The organism is Virgibacillus sp. W0430 (assembly GCF_051846935.1).
In the GTDB taxonomy this organism is placed as follows: domain Bacteria; phylum Bacillota; class Bacilli; order Bacillales; family Amphibacillaceae; genus JBPYCR01.
In genome coordinates this window covers 67,282-86,521 of sequence record NZ_JBPYCS010000004.1, presented here as the reverse complement: position 1 = coordinate 86,521, position 19,240 = coordinate 67,282, and the positions used below count along the sequence as shown (strand labels likewise).

Here is a 19,240-nt window from a genome sequence, read left to right as displayed (position 1 = left end):
CAGGTGGATGTATGTTTGATCACTATAGTGTGTTAAAGAGTGAAACAATTCAAGGACTGGCAATTAAACCAGACGGTATTTATGTTGATTGCACAGTTGGTGGTGCAGGACACTCACTTGAGATTGCTTCCCGTCTTGGAGATAAGGGTCGCTTAATTGCATTTGATCAAGATAAACATGCATTGTTAGCTGCAAAAGAAAACCTAAAAAATTATCTTGATCGGACGACCTTTGTTCACGCTAATTTTAGATATTTGCAAACAGAACTCGAACAGTTAGGAATTACATATGTTGATGGTGTGCTTTTTGATCTAGGAGTATCTTCTCCACAGCTAGATAAAGGGGAGAGAGGCTTTAGTTATCATCAAGACGCACGATTGGACATGCGGATGAATCAAAATGCTTCATTGACAGCTTATAATATTGTAAATGAATGGCCATATGAAAGGCTCGTTTCTATATTTTATAAGTATGGCGAGGAAAAATTTTCAAAGCAAATTGCACGGAAGATTGAAAGCTATCGACAAACAAAACCAATAGAAACAACGCTACAGCTTGTTGAAGTGATTAAAGAGGCAATTCCAGCAGCTGCACGTCGAACAGGCGGGCATCCTGCGAAGCGAATTTTTCAGGCGGTACGAATTGCAGTCAATGATGAACTAGCGGCTTTCAACGACGCGTTGCACCAAGCGGCCAACGTTGTTGATTTAAAAGGGAGAATTGCAGTAATTACGTTTCACTCTTTAGAGGACAGGATATGTAAGCAAGCATTCAAAAAGTGGAGTACACGTAAAGAAATACCTCGTGGGTTACCGATCATTCCTGAGGGCTATGAGGCACCTTTTAAGTTAATAACGAAGAAACCGATCATACCTAATGAAGCAGAGGTTCACGAAAATAGAAGATCTCGTTCTTCAAAATTAAGAATCGTAGAGAAAACGACCGTATGGGATAATGAATTTGCATACGAGGAAGGGTGGCTAAAGAAATGAATACAAGTCAGGCTAGAGATTGGCAACAAGGAGTACATGCTACTACACCACAAAGGAAAAAGCAGGTTACAATAAAAGTACATAAACAGAGCTGGATTACAAAAGGTGAAAAAGCATTGTATTCCATCGTAGCTTTCTGTTTAATAATTGCCGGAGCATATATTGTATTTTATTCATCTTCTACCGATACGTTAAATAGAGAGCTACAGTCACTTGAACACTCTGTGCAAAATCAGCAGCTAAAAAATGAAGGGTTATTATTTCAAGTAAAAGAATTGAGTAGGCCGGAAAGAATAACAAAAACAGCCAAAGAGAACGGGTTAAAAATCCAAGATGCTCAGGTGAAACAAGCAAACGCTTTGAACAACTAGTCAAGGTGGAAATGATATGAAAAAGAATGAACGCACCCATTTTATGACAGCTGTATTAATTTGTTTGTTTGTGTGCCTGTTTGTCCTTCTAACAGGTAGATTTTTGTATATACAAGCAACAGGAGAAATAAACGGTGTTTCATTGGAAGAATGGGCGAAACAAAAAAGATCCGCATCGTATACAATCGATGCGGAAAGAGGAAAGATATTTGATAATATTGGAATGACGTTGGCGTATGATCGACCAACCTTTCGTATCTATGCAATAGTCGATGAACTTTATTCCGATAATCAGAAAGAACCGAAGCATGTTGAAGACTCTCAATCGACGGCAGCCGCTCTTGCTCCATTATTAAATATGGAGCAGCAGGAAATTGTTGAGAGAATTGAAACAGGCAAAGAGAAGGGTTTGTTTCAAGTTGAGTTTGGTAAGAACGGAAAAGCGTTATCACAACAATTAAAAGATGAAATTGAAGCTCTAAATTTACCTGGCATACAGTTTTCAAAAGAGTCGGTACGTTATTATCCAAATGGAATGTTCGCCTCGCATATCATTGGCTTTGCAAGAAAAGAAGAAGGCGATGAAGAAATTAAAGGTATTACTGGTATGGAAAAAGTAATGGATGATATTTTAAGCGGGAAACAAGGGCGTATTTCTTATGAGCGAGATCGTTATAATAAAAAACTTTTAGACCCAAATGAAGTTATCCAACAGCCAGTAGATGGGAAAGATATTTATTTAACAATGGACCAAAAGATTCAAACATTGTTGGAAGATGTAATGAATCAAGTGGATGAAGAATATGAGCCAAAACGAATTACTGCCGTTGTAATGAATCCAAAAACAGGAGAAATCATTGCAATGAGTAACCGCCCGAGCTACAATCCAAACAATCCAGCAAATGTACAAAATTGGTACAATGATGTAGTATCGACTCCATTTGAGCCTGGTTCAACAGTGAAAATGTTTACATGGGCTGCCGCAATAGATGCGGGTGTTTATAACGGAAATGAATGGTATAAGTCTGGAAAATACAAGATTCATGAAAAGATCTCACCTGTTCATGATCATAACGGTGGTCGTGGTTGGGGTTCGATTACTTATGATGAAGGGTTGCAACGCTCTTCAAACGTAGCAGCTTCCAAGTTAGTTTGGGAAAAATTAGGACCTGAAAAATTCTTGGAGTATTTAAAGGCGTTTGATCTGGACAAAAAAACAAACATAGATTTGCCAGGTGAGGTCGCAGGCCAAATATTATATAACCACCCCAGAGAGAAATTAACGAGTGCCTTTGGCCAAGGGAGCACAATGACTCCAATCCAGCAAATGAAAGCTGCAACGGCAATTGCAAATGGTGGGAAAATGGTACAACCATACATTATAAAGAAAATTGTTGATCCAGCATCAAATGAAATTATTGAGGAAAAAACACCTAACGTAGTAGGTGAACCAATTTCTGAAAGTACAGCAAAGCAAGTAATTGACTTGCTCGATTTAGTAGTGAATTCTGAAAAGGGAACTGGAAAACCGTTTCGGTTAGATGATTACTCTGTTGTAGGGAAGACAGGTACAGCTGAAATACCAAATCCAGATGCACGAGGCTACTTGACGGGACACAATAATTATATTTTTTCGTTTTTGGGGATGGCACCTAAAGATGACCCGCGCTTAATGATGCATGTGTCTGTTACACAACCGCAGCTTAAGCCAACAGAAGCTGGATCAGCACCGGTTTCATTTATTTTTAACAACGTAATGGAAACGGGCCTTCATTATTTAAACATAGAGCCCGATAAAGAAAGCTCAAATAATAAGGCGGAAACTGTAAAAGCTCCTCAAATAATTGGTGAGACAATAGATATAGCTGTAGAAAAGCTAAAAGAAATAGGGCTGAACTATACAATTGTTGGTAATGGTAAAAGCGTTACTGCGATGAGTGTGGATCCCGATGACGAAGTCGTACCATCTGATCCTATCCTAGTTATAACGGATCAACCGACGATGCCAAATGTAATTGGTTGGTCTTATCGACAAGTGAGTCAGTTGGCTCGGATGACGAACTTAGATGTTGAGATGGAAGGAACAGGGTATGTTGTAAGCCAAAGTATTAAAGAAGGAAAGCACTTAGATAAACAAATGAAGTTAAACGTAAAATTAGCCCCACCTTTTTCTGAAGAAAAGGACAAACACGAGAATAATGAAGCAGGCGGAGCGTAAAGAAACAGTGTTCTATTCGATTTTTGATTGACATATAGTGGATACAAGCCTACCTATGAAAAGGGGATGGAAAATGAAACGGGTATCTACTATAACAACAAGAAGACGAATAGTTGCTGTTTTTCTTTTTGGCATTTTAATATTTAGTATTATTATTGGTCGTCTAGCCTATGTACAATTTGTAATTGGAAGCGAGTTAACTAATGATGCAATTAATTCATGGAGCAGAGATATAGCGTTTCAAGCAGAACGGGGACAGATATTGGACAAGGATGGTCACGTGTTAGTTGAAAATGTGTCCGCTCCATCCGTAATTGTCGTACCAAGACAAGTTAGCAATCCAAAGGAAACAGCAAGGAAACTGGCGGAAATTCTAGATATGCCGGAAGAAAAGGCATATGAACAAGTTACTAAAACTTCCTCAAGTGTACGTATCCACCCAGAAGGACGAAAAATAACAGAAAAGCAGGAATCCATTATCCAATCGTTAAATATGGACGGTGTTTATTTGGCTAAGGATTCACGTAGACACTACCCGAATGAATTCTTTTTATCTCATGTACTTGGCTTTACTGGCATTGATAATCAAGGGCTAATGGGCCTAGAAGATTATTACGACGATAAATTAAGCGGCAAGGAAGGAAGTTTATCTTACTTTTCAGATGCTAAGGGGGGGAAAATTCCTGAAATTGCCGATATTTATAAGCCTCCAAAGGATGGGCTGCATTTAAAAACGACAATAGATCTGAAAGTACAAACAATTATGGAAAGAGAATTGAATGCAGCCGTTTTAAAATACAATCCAGATGGAGCAATAGCGATCGCAATTAATCCAAAAACGGGTGGCATACTTGGCATGTCTTCAAGGCCGAACTTTGATCCTGCAAATTACCAGGATGTGGAGGCTTCTATTTTTGACCGAAACTTGCCGATCTGGAGCACATATGAACCGGGATCCACGTTTAAAATTATTACATTATCAGCTGCACTGGAAGAAGGGGTTGTTGACCTGTATAAAGATGACTACCACGATAAAGGACATATTAAAGTCGGTAGCTCGAAATTACGTTGCTGGAAAAGTGGTGGTCATGGTCATCAAACATATCTTGAGGTTGTAGAAAACTCATGCAACCCAGGCTTTGTAAACTTAGGTCAAAAGTTAGGGAAAGAAAAATTATTTACGTACATCCATAAATTTGGCTTTGGAAAAAAAACAGGGATTGACTTAGAAGGTGAAGGAAGCGGGATATTGTTCAAAGAAGCGAATGTTGGACCGGTAGAGTTAGCGACTACTGCCTTTGGGCAAGGTGTTTCTGTAACACCGATTCAACAAGTAATGGCAGTGGCAGCTGCAATAAACGGAGGTTTTTTGTATGAGCCTTTTATTGCACAAGCGTGGGTCGACCCTGTAACGGAAAAAATAGTTGAACACGTAGAACCAAAAATGAAAGGGCGTGTAATCTCTGAAGCAACTTCAAAAGAGGTTCGTCATGCATTAGAAAGCGTAGTAGCGAAAGGGACTGGAAGAACTGCTTATGTAGACGGTTATCGTGTTGGCGGGAAAACGGGTACAGCACAAAAAGTGGGAAAGAATGGGAAGTACTTAGAAAATAATCATATTGTTTCATTTATCGGGTTTGCACCAGTTGATGATCCAGAAATTCTCGTATATGTTGCAATTGATAACCCGAAAGATGTCGTTCAATTCGGTGGTGTTGTCGCAGGTCCAATTGTCGGTACGATAATTGAGGATAGCCTTAGTGCAATGGGGATAAAACGGCGAAGTGAAGGACTTGAAAAGGAATATCAATGGCCGGATCGCCCAAAAGTTGAAGTGCCAGATTTAATAGGAACTACTACGGAGAATTTAATGCAATATATGACTAATTTATCAATTGAAACGTATGGAGAAGGAAGTTATATTATCGATCAAGCGCCACAAGCAGGAACAAAAGTGGAACAAGGTGCAAAAATCAGAATTTACGTATCGGATAAAAACGATCGTGATTCTGAATAAAATTTGATATACTGGATAAGGAATTAAACGACATAATTATAGTTCTGTGGTGAATATAAACACAACTGAGTATTGCAATGCTTATTCGAAAATCGTTAGAGAGGATCGTTTCCATGAAACTACAAGAAATTCTTTCTATTCTACCCTATTATAAAATTAATAATGAAATAGGTCATTTAGAAATTAACAAAATTGAAACCGATCATCGCAACATAGAGCAAGGTGACTTATTTATTTGTATACGAGGATTTACTGTAGATGGGCATGACTTTGCTTTGGCTGCGATAGAGAATGGAGCCGTAGCTATTCTTGCGGAAAAAGAGTTAAACGTATCCGTACCAACGATTGTTGTTGCGGATACTTCAAGAGCATTAGCTATGGTTGCTACGAAGTTCTACCATTTTCCTACTCAGAAATTCCCCTTAATTGGGGTGACAGGAACAAATGGGAAAACGACCGTTACGTACTTACTAGAATCAATATGTAATTACCACCGCATGAAAACAGGCTTGATTGGCACAATTCAAATGAAAATTGGTAAACAGGCTTATCCTGTGAAAAACACTACTCCAGATGCACTCTTTTTACAAAAAATGTTTCATCAAATGGCGAATGAAAATGTCGACGCCGTTATGATGGAAGTTTCTTCGCATGCACTTGATTTAGGTAGAGTGTACGGATGTAATTTTGATATAGCCATTTTTACAAATCTGTCACAAGATCATCTTGATTATCATAAAGATATGGATGATTACTTGCGCGCTAAAAGCTTACTGTTTGCTCAACTAGGAAGTCACTACGATGAAAAGCAAAGAAAGTTTGCAATTATTAACTATGATGATCCACATCATGGATTAATTCAAAAAAGTACATCTCAAGCCGTTCTCACTTACGGTTGTACAGAAGGTGCACAAGTGCGTGCGTCAAACATAGTCTTAGATATAAAGCAAACCTCATTTGAACTTGAAACACCAGTTGGCAAAGTGAAAATTAACAGTAACTTGATTGGGAAATTTAACGTTTACAATATGCTGGCAGCTAGTGCAGCAGCCATTGCAATGAACGTTCCGTTATCAACTATAAAAGAAGCACTGCAAGCAGTGAAAGGTGTAAATGGTCGGTTCGAGCAAGTGATGGAAGGGCAAGATTTTGCGGTCATCGTAGACTATGCTCATACACAGGACTCTTTAGAAAATGTATTACAAACAATCAAACAATTTTCGAAACGAAAGGTATACGTTGTCGTAGGATGTGGTGGAGATCGCGACCGAACTAAAAGACCATTAATGGCAAATGCAGCATTAAAGTATGCCGATTGGGCGATTTTTACATCGGATAATCCAAGAACAGAAGATCCGGAAGCGATATTGGCCGATATGACAAATGCGTTGAAAGAGGATCATTTTGAAATTGTAAAAGATCGTAAAGAAGCTATTTATCATGCGATAGACTTAGCTAATAAGGACGATATTGTTTTAATTGCTGGGAAAGGGCATGAGACGTACCAAGAAGTAAATGGCATTAAACATGACTTTGATGATCGATTGATTGCAGGCAAAGCGCTTCGATCCAAGGAGATATAAACTATGTTATTCGAATTAAAATGGCTAGCTGAGCAATTCCCAGTACATCGTGGCAACGTAGAACAAAGCATTTCTATCGAACAAGTTACGACAGATAGTAGGAACCATTCAACGAATGCGCTGTTTATCCCGTTAACAGGTGAATCGTTTGACGGTCATCACTATATAAAGCAAGCAATTGAAAAGGGTTCTATCGCAGCGCTTTGGGATGAAGATAACCAATTGCCGGATTTTTTGCCGGAGGATTTCCCGATATTTTTCACTTCCAATACGTTAGAGGCTTTGCAACTCTTGGCAACAGCGTATCGTAGTGAAATTGAGCCAACTGTAATTGGGATTACTGGATCAAATGGAAAAACAACAACGAAGGATATTGTTTCCACCGTCGTTAAAACTACGTATAAAACCCATGCAACCGAGGGGAATTTAAATAATCATATCGGGTTACCACTCACCATTTTAGCAATGCCGCGGTCAACGGAAGTGTTAATTTTAGAAATGGGTATGAATCATTTCGGAGAAATCGAGCTATTATCAAAAATTGCAAAGCCCGATATTGCTGTAATAACGAATATTGGAGAGTCACATATTGAACATCTTGGATCTCGTGAAGGAATAGCTAAAGCAAAACTTGAAATTACAAGCGGACTAAAGAAAAACGGGTGTTTAATTATAGATGGGGATGAACCATTATTATCTGAAATACGTACTATGAAAGAGCAGATACGCTGTGGTTTTACTTCTGCAAACGATATTAGAATAGAGGATGTAGTGGTTGACCTAGAAGGTACAACCTTTCAAATTACCCGTGAAAATAAATTCACCACCCCTCTTTTAGGGCAGCACCATGCGAAAAATTGCGCCTACGCAATCGCTGTAGCTAAAAAGCTATCAATTCATATGAATAAAGTAAAGCAAGCGATCTCGGCACTGAAAATTACGAACATGCGGTTTGAGCAATTAAAGGGAAGAAATGGGTCAACAATTATTAATGATGCGTACAATGCTTCTCCAACTTCAATGATTGCTTCGATTGAAGTGATAAAGCAAATGAGTCGTTTCAAACATAAAATACTTGTGTTGGGAGATATATACGAGTTAGGTGACTTCTCAGAAACGTTGCATCAATCGATTGCACCTCATATTGACAATCAAATCACAGCATTGTTTACGTACGGAAAAGAATCAGAGACGATTACGAAAGCCGTTGAACAAGAAAATACGATAAGTACATGCGCTCACTTTCACTCGATAAATAAACTAATAAACGCATTAGAGCCTTTATTGACTACAGATACAATCGTTTTGTTTAAAGCGTCAAGAGGAATGCAATTCGAAAAAATTATAAATAAAGTATTATAAGCAATACGAATCGCTGAATAGGACGGTTGCTTTTAGAGGAGGAAAATTTCGTGAATATATATGTATTAACAATGACAATTGCGATCGCATTTTTAATTACCGTCCTTCTATCCCCAATTTTCATCCCTTTTTTAAGGCGTTTAAAATTTGGACAAAGTATTCGGGAAGAGGGTCCGCAATCCCATTTGAAAAAAACGGGTACACCTACGATGGGTGGCTTAATGATTGTTTTTAGTGTCGTCCTTACAACAGTTATTATTGTTAACAAATTTGCTGTCTATCCAATAAGTTATAAGTTCTGGCTTTTATTATTCGTTATTATTTCGTATGGACTACTTGGATTTTTAGATGATTTTATTAAAATTATAAAAAAGCGTAATTTGGGATTAACCTCGAAACAAAAAATGATTGGTCAAGTTGTTATTGCATTAATTTTTTACTTTACTTTACGATCTAACGGCTTTCCCACATATGTTGAAATACCAGGAACGGCTATCCAATTAGAGCTTGGCTGGGGTTATGCGTTATTAATAATTTTTATGCTTGTCGGCGCTTCAAATGCTGTCAATCTAACGGATGGCTTGGATGGTTTGCTCGCAGGAACGGCTACGATTGCATTTGGTGCATTTGCATTGCTTGCTTCACACGCTTTTGTCGATAACGAAGTATCTACAATATTTTCTTTAGCAATCGTAGGTGCATTACTTGGCTTTTTAGTTTTTAATGCACATCCAGCAAAAGTATTTATGGGTGATACAGGATCATTAGCCTTAGGAGCTGCTATTGCAGCTGTAGCTATTTTAACCAAAATGGAATTTATTCTAGTAATTATCGGTGGTGTATTCGTACTCGAGACACTTTCTGTTATAATTCAAGTTATATCATTTAAAACAACAGGGAAACGAGTGTTCAAAATGAGTCCGTTGCATCACCATTATGAGTTATTGGGCTGGTCAGAATGGCGAGTGGTTACTACGTTTTGGCTGATTGGACTTATATTTGCGGTACTTGGAGTTTATATTGAGGTGGGCCTAAGTTGAAGAATCAAACAATACTTCCTTATGAGCATGTACTCGTGTTAGGTTTGGCAAAAAGCGGAACGGCCGCAGCAAAGGTGTTATTAGAGCATGGTATAGCGGTACGAGTCAATGACGGTAAAACAGCAGGAAACGAACAATCGATAAACGAATTGCAAGCGTTAGGTGCAGAGGTAATTACTGGTTCCCATCCAGTCTCCGTCTTGGAAGATGTCACTACAATTGTAAAAAATCCAGGAATTCCTTACGAACATCCCTTAATTCAAGAGGCTAAAAATAGACAAGTTCCAATTATTACAGAAATAGAATTAGCTGGACAGCTTGCAAAAGGACCGATTATAGGTATTACTGGCTCAAATGGGAAAACGACAACGACATCGTTAACAGGCGAAATGCTCATACAAAGTAATCTCTCAGTAAAGATTGCGGGGAACATCGGTACAGCGGCTGTAGAAGTAGCAAACAATGCAGATAGTGAGGAACGATTATTACTTGAGCTTTCCTCCTTTCAATTGCTTGGAGTTCAGTCGTTTCGACCAAAGATAAGTGCGCTTTTAAATATTTATGAAGCACATTTGGATTACCATAAAACAGTGGACAATTATGTTCAAGCTAAATCGAACATTTTTAAAAACCAAACGGCAGAAGACATGCTTGTTTATAATGCAGACGACTCAACAATACTACGAATGGTAAAAGACGCACGCGCTAGACTCGTACCATTTTCTGTAAGAAAGTGGTTTTCAGATGGCGCATGCTTACATGAGCAAGCTATTTATTTTCAAGGGGAACGTATTGTAGACGTAGACGATATTGCGTTAGTAGGTGAGCACAATCTAGCTAATATTTTGGCTGCGATAAGTATTGCTAAATCGTGCGGAGCTACAGACGAAGCAATTAAATATGTTTTAAAAACATTTACAGGGGTTAGACATCGTTTGCAATTTGTTGCTAACATACAAGGCCGATCATTTTACAATGATTCAAAAGCGACAAATGTCCTAGCAACTCAAAAAGCGTTACGAGCCTTTAGCCAGCCAGTAATACTCCTGGCTGGAGGACTGGATCGCGGAAATGGCTTTCAAGCATTAAAGAAAGACTTAACCCATGTGAAGAAAATGGTGCTGTTTGGTGAAACAGCTAAAAAAATACAAAGCATCGCGAACGAATTAAAAATAGAGTCAACGATAGTAGATACTATGGATGAGGCTGTTAAATTAGCTTATAATGTTTCGTCGAAAGGCGATGTTGTACTCTTGTCCCCAGCATGTGCCAGCTGGGATCAATATCGAACATTTGAAGAAAGAGGAGACATGTTTATTCAAGCTGTGCATAAACTAGCATAGGGGCTTGTTTCCTTACTATCTTTTTATATGAGGTTAAAAACACCCCCTTTTAATACTTTTTAAAGGGGTGTTTATTTTGTTTAAAAAATGGTTTCATTATCAGGATGCGCCAGATTATACTTTATTCAGTGTAATTATTATTTTGCTCGTAATAGGTATTGTCATGGTATATAGCTCCTCGTTTATATGGGCGGATTACAAGTATGCCGATACGATGTTCTTTTTAAAAAGGCAACTTTTATTTTCTATCGTCGGTGTAGGTGCAATGATCTTAATGATATTCATTCCTTACGGTACGTGGAAAAAGTATGCGCCAACGCTATTGTTTATTTGTTTTCTGTTACTTCTTGCCGTTTTAATTCCTGGCATTGGAATTGTGCGCGGGGGAGCACAAAGCTGGATCGGTGTAGGTGCTTTTAGTATCCAACCGTCCGAGTTTATGAAGCTAGGCTTGATTATTTATTTATCGGCATATTTAGCGAGCTATCAAAAATATATTACGTCATTGAAAAAAGGCTTTCTACCTGCAATTTTACTCGTTTTTACAGCTTTTGGATTAATTATGCTACAGCCTGATTTAGGAACAGGGGTCGTTCTTGTTTTAACTTGTATGATGCTTATATTTGTTGCAGGTGCAAAAATTTCTCACTTTATTAGCTTAGGTATATTAGGGTTGTTGGGATTTGTATTTCTTATAGTATCCGCACCCTATCGAATTAGCCGAATTACTGCTTTTCTAAATCCATGGGAGGATCCGTTAGGTGATGGTTTTCAAATTATTCAATCACTTTATGCGATTGGACCAGGTGGTTTAATGGGTGTCGGCTTAGGGAAGGGATTACAGAAATACTTCTATTTGCCTGAACCGCAGACGGATTTTATATTTGCAATTGTTGCAGAGGAAACCGGATTTATCGGTGGATCATTTGTAATTCTTTTATTTATATTTTTATTTTGGCGCGGAATAAAAATTGCACTCGAAGCACCGGACGCATTTGGACGTTTTTTAGCTTTAGGGATCGTGTCTATGCTAGCGATTCAAATGATGATTAATGTTAGTGTCGTCATTGGTCTTATTCCTGTTACTGGTATAACACTACCATTTTTAAGTTATGGCGGATCGAGCTTAACGCTAACCTTGGCCTCCGTAGGTATTTTATTAAATATAAGTAAATACACAAGACTTTAGACCTAGATTCAACAAAAAAATGAGGTTGGTAAAATTTAATACGGATAAAATAGCCTGTGCACTATCTGTTTTCGTGAATAATATGCTATAATTCATATATTAAAAGAAACGGTATATCCAAATGATACCGTTTATTTTTTAGTCAATTTAAAATGATTATACTAAAATAGGAAACATCCTAAATAAACGTACGCGTATATTTGTCAAAACAGTAAATGTGGATGGTGCAATGTGTACTAGTATACAAAATCATTTCTGATAAATAAATAGAAGGAAGCAATAAAAATGAAAAAGAAAAACGTCGTTTCCATTGAAGATCGAATCCCAAAGCTGAAACAGGCTAGAAAAAAGAAAGCAAATCGGCGATTAATATTTTATCTCTCTATATTTTTCATTTTAATTTCCATTATTGTTTATTTACAATCACCATTAAGCCATATAAAACAAATAGAAGTAAAAGGTAATGCATTTTTAAAGGAAGACGAAGTTATCGCTTTAAGTGAACTATCTACGCGGACAAATATTTGGGCAATCGATCGGACAGGCATTGGTGAAACAATTAAAAAGAATCCAGTTGTTGATCAAGTGGAGGTTGTACGAAAGCTGCCTTGGACTGTAGAAATCCATCTAAAAGAGCATGATCTTATAGGATACATCGAGCAAAAAGGGGTGTATCATCCGGTGTTGGAAAACGGCGAAAAGTTAACAACGATTAATGCTTCGGTTGTTGGTGATGCGCCATTAATGTCGAACTTTAACGATGCAGGATTTTTAACAAAGATGGCGAAGGAGCTCCAACAATTGCCAGATAGTATTTTACATTTGATTTCAGAAGTATCTTGGCAACCGACAGAAAAAAATAAGTATAAAATTATTTTATATATGAATGATGGCTATACCGTAAATGGTACGATAAGAGGATTTTCTGAAAAAATGAAAGCATATCCTTCTATTGTTTCCCAGCTTAATCCACAAGAAAAGGGTATAATACATATCGGTGTAGGTTCTTACTTTGAAAAGACGAATGAAAGTAACAAAGAGGAAGCAGAACAAGATGATTCATGATTGAAAATACAAACTAATTTTACATTAATTAATCTACATCCATTTGATCACAAATAGATCAACGCGTAGTTTAATATATTAAAAAACGATTTGACCTGATAGAATATGAACGGATATTAGGAGGTGCCTCGACATGAATCAAAGTGAAATATTAGTAAGCCTTGATATAGGTACAGCAGAAATTAAAGTTATTATTGGAGAAGTATTAAATGACTCCTTGAATATTATCGGTGTGGGGACAGCTAAATCTAGTGGAATGAAAAAAGGTGCCATTGTTGATATTGATGAAACCGTCCAATCGATACGAAATGCGATTGAGCAAGCAGAGCATATGGTAGGAATGCAAATTGAGCGTGTTGTTGTTGGTATAAATGGAAATCATATTCAGCTCCAGCCGTGTCACGGGGTTGTTGCAGTACAAAGTGAAAATAGAGAGATCGGTGACGAGGATATTGCAAGAGTCATTGATGGTGCACAAGTAATATCAATCCCACCAGAACGTGAAATTATTGATGTAATTCCTAAACAGTTTATTGTGGACGGTTTAGACGAAATTAATGATCCGCGTGGAATGATTGGTGTTCGTTTAGAAATGGAAGGAACGATAATAACGTGCTCTAAAACATTTTTACATAATATTTTAAAATGTGTGGAACGGGCGCATCTAGAAGTATTGGATATTTGCTTACAGCCACTAGCTGCTGGGACCGTTGCACTGTCCAAGGATGAAAAAAACTTAGGTGTCGCTTTAGTAGATATCGGTGGAGGATGTACGACAGTTTCTGTATTTGAGCATGACCATCTAGTTTCTACAAGTATGGTGCCACTTGGTGGAGATAATATTACAAAGGATATTTCTATCGGACTTCGTACGTCTACTGAAGAAGCGGAAGATATAAAGAAAAACTATGGACATGCCTTTTACGATACTGCGCAAGAATCGGAAACTTTTGAAGCGTTTATCATCGGCAGTAATACGAAGCAAACGTACAATCAATTAGAAATTTCAGATATGATTGAAGCACGCCTGGAAGAAATATATGCCTATGCAATGAGAGAAATTCGTAAAATGGGATACCAAGATGTACCAGGGGGATATGTTTTAACGGGTGGAACAATGAAAATGCCAGGTGTATTAGATCTTGCACAAGATGTATTTAGAGCGAATGCTCGAATTGCGATTCCAGATTATATCGGTGTAAGGGAACCACAATTTACAGTTGGTGTTGGAACCTTGCAATTTGCTTACCGTAATGCGAAAATACAAGGAAAAGAATTGTTTCCTTCTGTAATTATGTCTACGCCTGATCAACCAGCAAAACGACCAAAAAAGCAGCGTAATCATGCAGAGGGTAAAAAGGAAAAGAAAGAGTCAGGGATGGCGAACCTATTTAAGTATTTCTTTGATTAATCAATAGTTTTATTCAGTAGTAGAAACATAGAACAATCAATGTTTCTCGAGCGACGCATATTAACTGCTTTTTGAAATCCTGTGATTTTACATATTAGGAGGAACAAATTATGTTAGATTTTGATACAAATATGGATCAATTGGCCACAATTAAAGTAATTGGAGTTGGTGGCGGCGGAAATAATGCGGTTAATCGTATGATCGAACATGGTGTTGAAGGTGTAGAATTTATTGCGGTAAATACCGACTCACAAGCATTAAACTTATCTAAAGCTGAAGTGAAGCTACAAATAGGTGGCAAGCTTACCCGAGGACTAGGTGCGGGTGCAAACCCTGAAGTTGGTAAAAAAGCAGCTGAAGAAAGTAAAGAGCAAATCGAAGAAGCATTACAAGGCGCTGATATGATTTTCGTTACAGCTGGCATGGGGGGCGGAACTGGAACGGGCGCTGCTCCAGTGATTGCTCAAGTGGCTAAGGAACTTGGTGCTTTAACAGTTGGTGTAGTTACACGACCTTTCTCTTTTGAAGGAAGAAGACGTTCTACCCAAGCGATTACCGGAATCGAAACGTTAAAAAGCAACGTTGATACTTTGATTGTTATACCAAACGATCGCTTATTGGAAATTGTGGACAAAAACACCCCTATGCTTGAAGCATTCAGAGAAGCAGATAACGTTCTTCGTCAAGGTGTTCAAGGAATATCTGACTTAATTGCAAAGCCAGGGCTAATTAACGTGGATTTTGCTGACGTTAAAACGATTATGTATGATAAAGGGTCAGCATTAATGGGTATTGGTGTAGCTACTGGTGAAAATAGGGCGACAGAGGCAGCTAAAAAGGCTATTTCATCTCCATTATTAGAAACATCAATAGATGGCGCTCATGGGATCTTAATGAATATTTCTGGCGGGACAAACTTAAGCTTATATGAAGTACAGGAAGCGGCTGATTTAGTAACATCTGCTGCAGACGATGAAGTGAATGTTATTTTTGGTTCCGTTATAAATGAAAATTTAAAAGAAGAAATTATTGTTACCGTTATCGCTACTGGCTTTGACGAAACAAAACATATGAATCAAAATAAAGCGAAACGACCTGTAACAATGACGCATCAGCATGCGGCTACAAAAGCGAATGAACCTGAACAAGTAGATGGAAATGATTCTAGTTCAGCAAATCATGAAGATACTTTAGACATACCTACTTTCCTTAGAAACCGCAATCGCAACCGTCGATAAGTAGGTAAGGGGAAATATTACTGTAATGTTGCTATACCAAAAAAGAAAAGATGATACCGATCAAATAATTTTACTGATTGGTGTCACTTTTTCTTTTTTTTTTGGCTCTACAATAAATAGTGTTCGTGAAGAAAAATCATATTACTTTTTGGTAGGGAAGTGTGCAATAAGGCTGTTAGCCCTCTTTAAGCGGACTGGAGCGAAAGTCGACGGACTCCTACGGAAATAGCACGCGCCCGAAGATCACTGTAGCGAATCGGATAGAGGAGCTACAGAAGCTGAGGTCGTGCCGGTTTAAATCCTGTTGGCTGTAGTGCAAGTTAGCGAAATCAGGACGCAAGCTGATATTTTCGTTCTACTTCATTAGTAGGTATTCCTCGACCTAAAATACATCACCAACGTCATTTGACAAAGAACTATATTTTTTAGAACTAGAAAAACGCTTAAGTAAACGACAACTCCGCTGTTTTTTCTTTCAAAACGCTTGCCTATGATCGTTAACACGATCACTCCCATCTTTTAGATAAAATAATTAGTTGAAGTAAGTACGAAATGAAAAAGCCGATAAACTCCATGACGATTTGGGAAAGCATACACCGACAAACTTGCCGAAAAATAGTTGAAAATAGTCTCGTTCTGCATACAGGATATGACAGACTTTGCTCGATGGCTCAGCTATACTTCATATAATTGAACTAGCCTAGTACGAATTAATGCTAGTGAAGAGAGGAAGAGCATCGTGGCAATATATCTGGACGTAGTCTGGCTATTGAACTTTTTAATTGATTTGCTACTCTTGCTGCTAACTCAGGCATTAGCAAAAGTTCATACGAAAAAGGTCAGAGTTCTTTTCGGTGCCTTTGTCGCGTCATTACTCGTGCCAATCTCGATATATTTTCCAGCATCTTTTTTTACAACCTTTTTTGGGAAAGTTTTATATTCGATTGTTATTATATTTTGTACGTTTCCTTTCGTTTCTTTGTATCAAGTGATTAAATTATTGTTTCTTTTTTATTTTATTTCATTTTCTATAGGGGGTGGATTATTCGGTATACATTTTTTACTTCAAGATACCTTTCAACGATCTGGAAATGGATTTCTAACATTTCATGGTGGTTATGGGGATCCGGTCAGTTGGTTTCTTGTAATTATTGGTTTCCCATTTGTTTGGTTATTTACAAAGAACCGTATGGACAAGCACGCGGTCGAAAAGATTCGATATGATCAATTATATCCGGTCACAATACAAATGAAAGGGAACAGTTATACAACGACAGGCTATATTGATAGTGGCAACCAGCTAGTAGATCCATTAACGAAAAAGCCTGTTATTGTTTGTGATAAGTCATTTCTGTTGCACTGGTTTACCGAACAGGAATGGAAGCTTTTAGAACTGGCATTTCAATCGTTTGATTTCTCACACGTTCCTGGCAAATGGGAAAATGATTTACATTTTGTTCCATACCAAGGTGTTGATGGTAGCAGCCAGTTTTTACTCGCACTAAAGCCAGACAAATTAATTATTGAATACGGTGAAAAGGCAATAACGACAAAGCATTGTTTAATTGGTATACAATTTGCTCAGTTGACACACGATGATAGCTATCACTGTTTATTGCAACCGCAAATAATTAAACTGGCTGCATGATGAAGTACATACAACTAAAATAAAGTTAGAAGGAGCGATGACTGTTGACCGGAATGAAATTACGTTTACGCTTAGCTTGGTATAAACTTTTAATTAAATTAAAAATTAAAACGGATGAAATTTATTATATTGGAGGGAAGACAGCATTACCTCCTCCCCTGGAAAAGGACGAAGAGAAAAAGCTATTACAATTATTACCAAAAGGAGATCAATCGGCACGTGCGATATTAATTGAACGCAATTTGCGTCTAGTTGTATATATTGCTCGTAAATTTGAAAATACAGGTATTAATATTGAAGATTTAATTAGTATCGGAACAATTGGTCTTATAAAAGCAATTAACACATTTAATCCGGAGAGAAATATAAAGCTGGCAACGTATGCCTCACGTTGTATTGAAAATGAAATACTCATGTATTTAAGAAGAAATAACAAACTTCGATCCGAAGTATCTTTTGATGAGCCGCTGAATGTTGATTGGGATGGAAATGAGTTACTCTTATCAGACGTTTTAGGAACTGAGATTGACATTATTACGAAAAATCTTGAAACAAAAGTAGATAAACAATTACTAACAAATGCTTTATCCCAACTAAATGATCGTGAAAAACAAATAATGGAGCTCCGATTTGGTTTAATAGGCAAGGAGGAAAAAACACAAAAAGATGTAGCAGATATGTTAGGGATATCGCAGTCATATATTTCTCGATTAGAAAAAAAAATAATTCGCCGACTGAAAAAAGAATTTAATAAGATGGTGTAGGTAGAAGCGTCGATGTACGTGCATTTCTCTTAAAGGCAAAATATTTCAACCATTTTTTTACTTTTTAAGCTTGCATAAAAAATCTCTCAGGAGGAGATACTGTCCTCATACAGCATCACCAACTGGGAGGTAAAAGAGAATGCTAAGACATAAGGTTGAGATATGTGGTGTTGATACATCAAAGCTACCAGTATTAAAAAACGAAGAAATGAGAAAGTTATTTGCTAAGATGCAATCAGAAGGAGACTTATCAGCAAGAGAAAAGCTTGTAAATGGCAATTTACGGCTCGTATTAAGTGTGATTAAACGATTTAATAATCGTGGTGAATATGTAGATGATTTATTTCAAGTTGGATGTATTGGGCTCATGAAGTCAATTGATAATTTTGATTTAAGCCATAATGTTCGTTTTTCGACATATGCTGTTCCAATGATTATCGGCGAAATTAGAAGATACTTACGTGATAACAATCCGATTCGGGTGTCTCGTTCTCTACGGGACACAGCATATAAAGCTCTTCAGATTAGAGAAAGACTTATTAGTAAAACACAAGAAGAGCCGACCCCTATGGAGATTGCCGAGGAAATGGGTGTGCCACATTCTGATATTATATTTGCAATGGACGCAATTCAAGATCCTGTTTCTCTGTTCGAGCCAATTTATAATGATGGGGGCGACCCTATTTATGTGATGGATCAAATTAGTGACACAAAGAATTCTGAAGAGTTATGGGATGATAAGCTCTCACTTAAGGAAGGCATGCATTTACTCGGAGATAGAGAAAAGATGATATTGGATAAACGATTTTTTCAAGGAAAGACACAAATGGAGGTTGCAGAGGAAATTGGAATTTCGCAAGCACAAGTATCGAGACTTGAAAAGGCCGCAATCGAACAGATGAATAGTGACATGTTTCAATAAAAACGTACTCGACTAAAACTAAATGGCCAACTCCTGCTGTATTCTGAAATAGTACAGGAAGTAGTTTTATTCCGAGA

At 37.6% G+C, this 19,240-nt stretch carries 15 protein-coding genes; all 15 read left to right on the top strand.

From position 1 onward, the window contains the following. The first annotated feature begins 11 nt into the window (after positions 1–11). The 15 genes from rsmH (at position 12) to sigG (ending at position 19,163) form a co-directional block, all read left to right on the top strand. The gene (gene rsmH / locus ACLIBH_RS03505; protein ID WP_439315304.1) at positions 12–992 is read left to right on the top strand and encodes a 16S rRNA (cytosine(1402)-N(4))-methyltransferase RsmH; all 981 of its coding nucleotides are present in this window, start codon (positions 12–14) and stop codon (positions 990–992) included. Next, the gene (ftsL, locus tag ACLIBH_RS03500) at positions 989–1,363 is read left to right on the top strand and encodes a cell division protein FtsL (RefSeq protein WP_439315303.1); all 375 of its coding nucleotides are present in this window, start codon (positions 989–991) and stop codon (positions 1,361–1,363) included. Before rsmH ends, ftsL begins: the two co-directional genes overlap by 4 nt. 16 nt (positions 1,364–1,379) lie before the next feature. Next, positions 1,380–3,581, top strand: a complete 2,202-nt coding sequence (locus ACLIBH_RS03495; protein WP_439315302.1) for a penicillin-binding protein — start codon at positions 1,380–1,382, stop codon at positions 3,579–3,581. Positions 3,582–3,654: 73 nt separating this feature from the next. After that, entirely contained in the window at positions 3,655–5,598 is a 1,944-nt protein-coding gene (locus ACLIBH_RS03490; RefSeq protein WP_439315301.1) for a stage V sporulation protein D, read from the top strand. Between the two features lie 113 nt (positions 5,599–5,711). Further along, positions 5,712–7,181 carry a UDP-N-acetylmuramoyl-L-alanyl-D-glutamate--2,6-diaminopimelate ligase gene (locus ACLIBH_RS03485; protein ID WP_439315300.1) on the top strand — a complete coding sequence of 490 codons (1,470 nt, stop codon included), beginning with the start codon at positions 5,712–5,714 and terminating at the stop codon, positions 7,179–7,181. 3 nt (positions 7,182–7,184) lie between these two features. After that, positions 7,185–8,543, top strand: coding sequence for a UDP-N-acetylmuramoyl-tripeptide--D-alanyl-D-alanine ligase (locus ACLIBH_RS03480; protein WP_439315299.1), 1,359 nt, complete (start codon positions 7,185–7,187; stop codon positions 8,541–8,543). A gap of 71 nt (positions 8,544–8,614) precedes the next feature. Next, entirely contained in the window at positions 8,615–9,583 is a 969-nt protein-coding gene (mraY, locus tag ACLIBH_RS03475; protein ID WP_439315389.1) for a phospho-N-acetylmuramoyl-pentapeptide-transferase, read from the top strand. After that, a complete protein-coding gene (gene murD / locus ACLIBH_RS03470; protein ID WP_439315298.1) occupies positions 9,580–10,926 on the top strand; it encodes a UDP-N-acetylmuramoyl-L-alanine--D-glutamate ligase in 1,347 nt (448 codons plus the stop codon). The genes mraY and murD overlap by 4 nt, the downstream gene beginning before the upstream one ends. A gap of 76 nt (positions 10,927–11,002) precedes the next feature. Continuing rightward, the gene (gene spoVE / locus ACLIBH_RS03465) at positions 11,003–12,115 is read left to right on the top strand and encodes a stage V sporulation protein E (RefSeq protein ID WP_439315297.1); all 1,113 of its coding nucleotides are present in this window, start codon (positions 11,003–11,005) and stop codon (positions 12,113–12,115) included. 285 nt (positions 12,116–12,400) lie between these two features. Continuing rightward, positions 12,401–13,180, top strand: coding sequence for a cell division protein FtsQ/DivIB (locus ACLIBH_RS03460; protein WP_439315296.1), 780 nt, complete (start codon positions 12,401–12,403; stop codon positions 13,178–13,180). A gap of 133 nt (positions 13,181–13,313) precedes the next feature. Beyond that, on the top strand, positions 13,314–14,591 hold the full coding sequence (ftsA, locus tag ACLIBH_RS03455) for a cell division protein FtsA (protein ID WP_439315295.1): 1,278 nt from the start codon (positions 13,314–13,316) through the stop codon (positions 14,589–14,591). Between the two features lie 110 nt (positions 14,592–14,701). Then, on the top strand, positions 14,702–15,829 hold the full coding sequence (gene ftsZ / locus ACLIBH_RS03450) for a cell division protein FtsZ (RefSeq protein ID WP_439315294.1): 1,128 nt from the start codon (positions 14,702–14,704) through the stop codon (positions 15,827–15,829). A gap of 739 nt (positions 15,830–16,568) precedes the next feature. After that, positions 16,569–17,477 (top strand): sigma-E processing peptidase SpoIIGA, encoded by a 909-nt coding sequence (gene spoIIGA, locus ACLIBH_RS03445; RefSeq protein ID WP_439315293.1) that lies wholly within the window; start codon positions 16,569–16,571, stop codon positions 17,475–17,477. A 44-nt stretch (positions 17,478–17,521) separates the two neighbouring features. Beyond that, on the top strand, positions 17,522–18,241 hold the full coding sequence (gene sigE, locus ACLIBH_RS03440; protein ID WP_439315292.1) for an RNA polymerase sporulation sigma factor SigE: 720 nt from the start codon (positions 17,522–17,524) through the stop codon (positions 18,239–18,241). A 139-nt stretch (positions 18,242–18,380) separates the two neighbouring features. Then, entirely contained in the window at positions 18,381–19,163 is a 783-nt protein-coding gene (sigG, locus tag ACLIBH_RS03435; RefSeq protein WP_439315291.1) for an RNA polymerase sporulation sigma factor SigG, read from the top strand. Positions 19,164–19,240 lie beyond the last annotated feature (77 nt).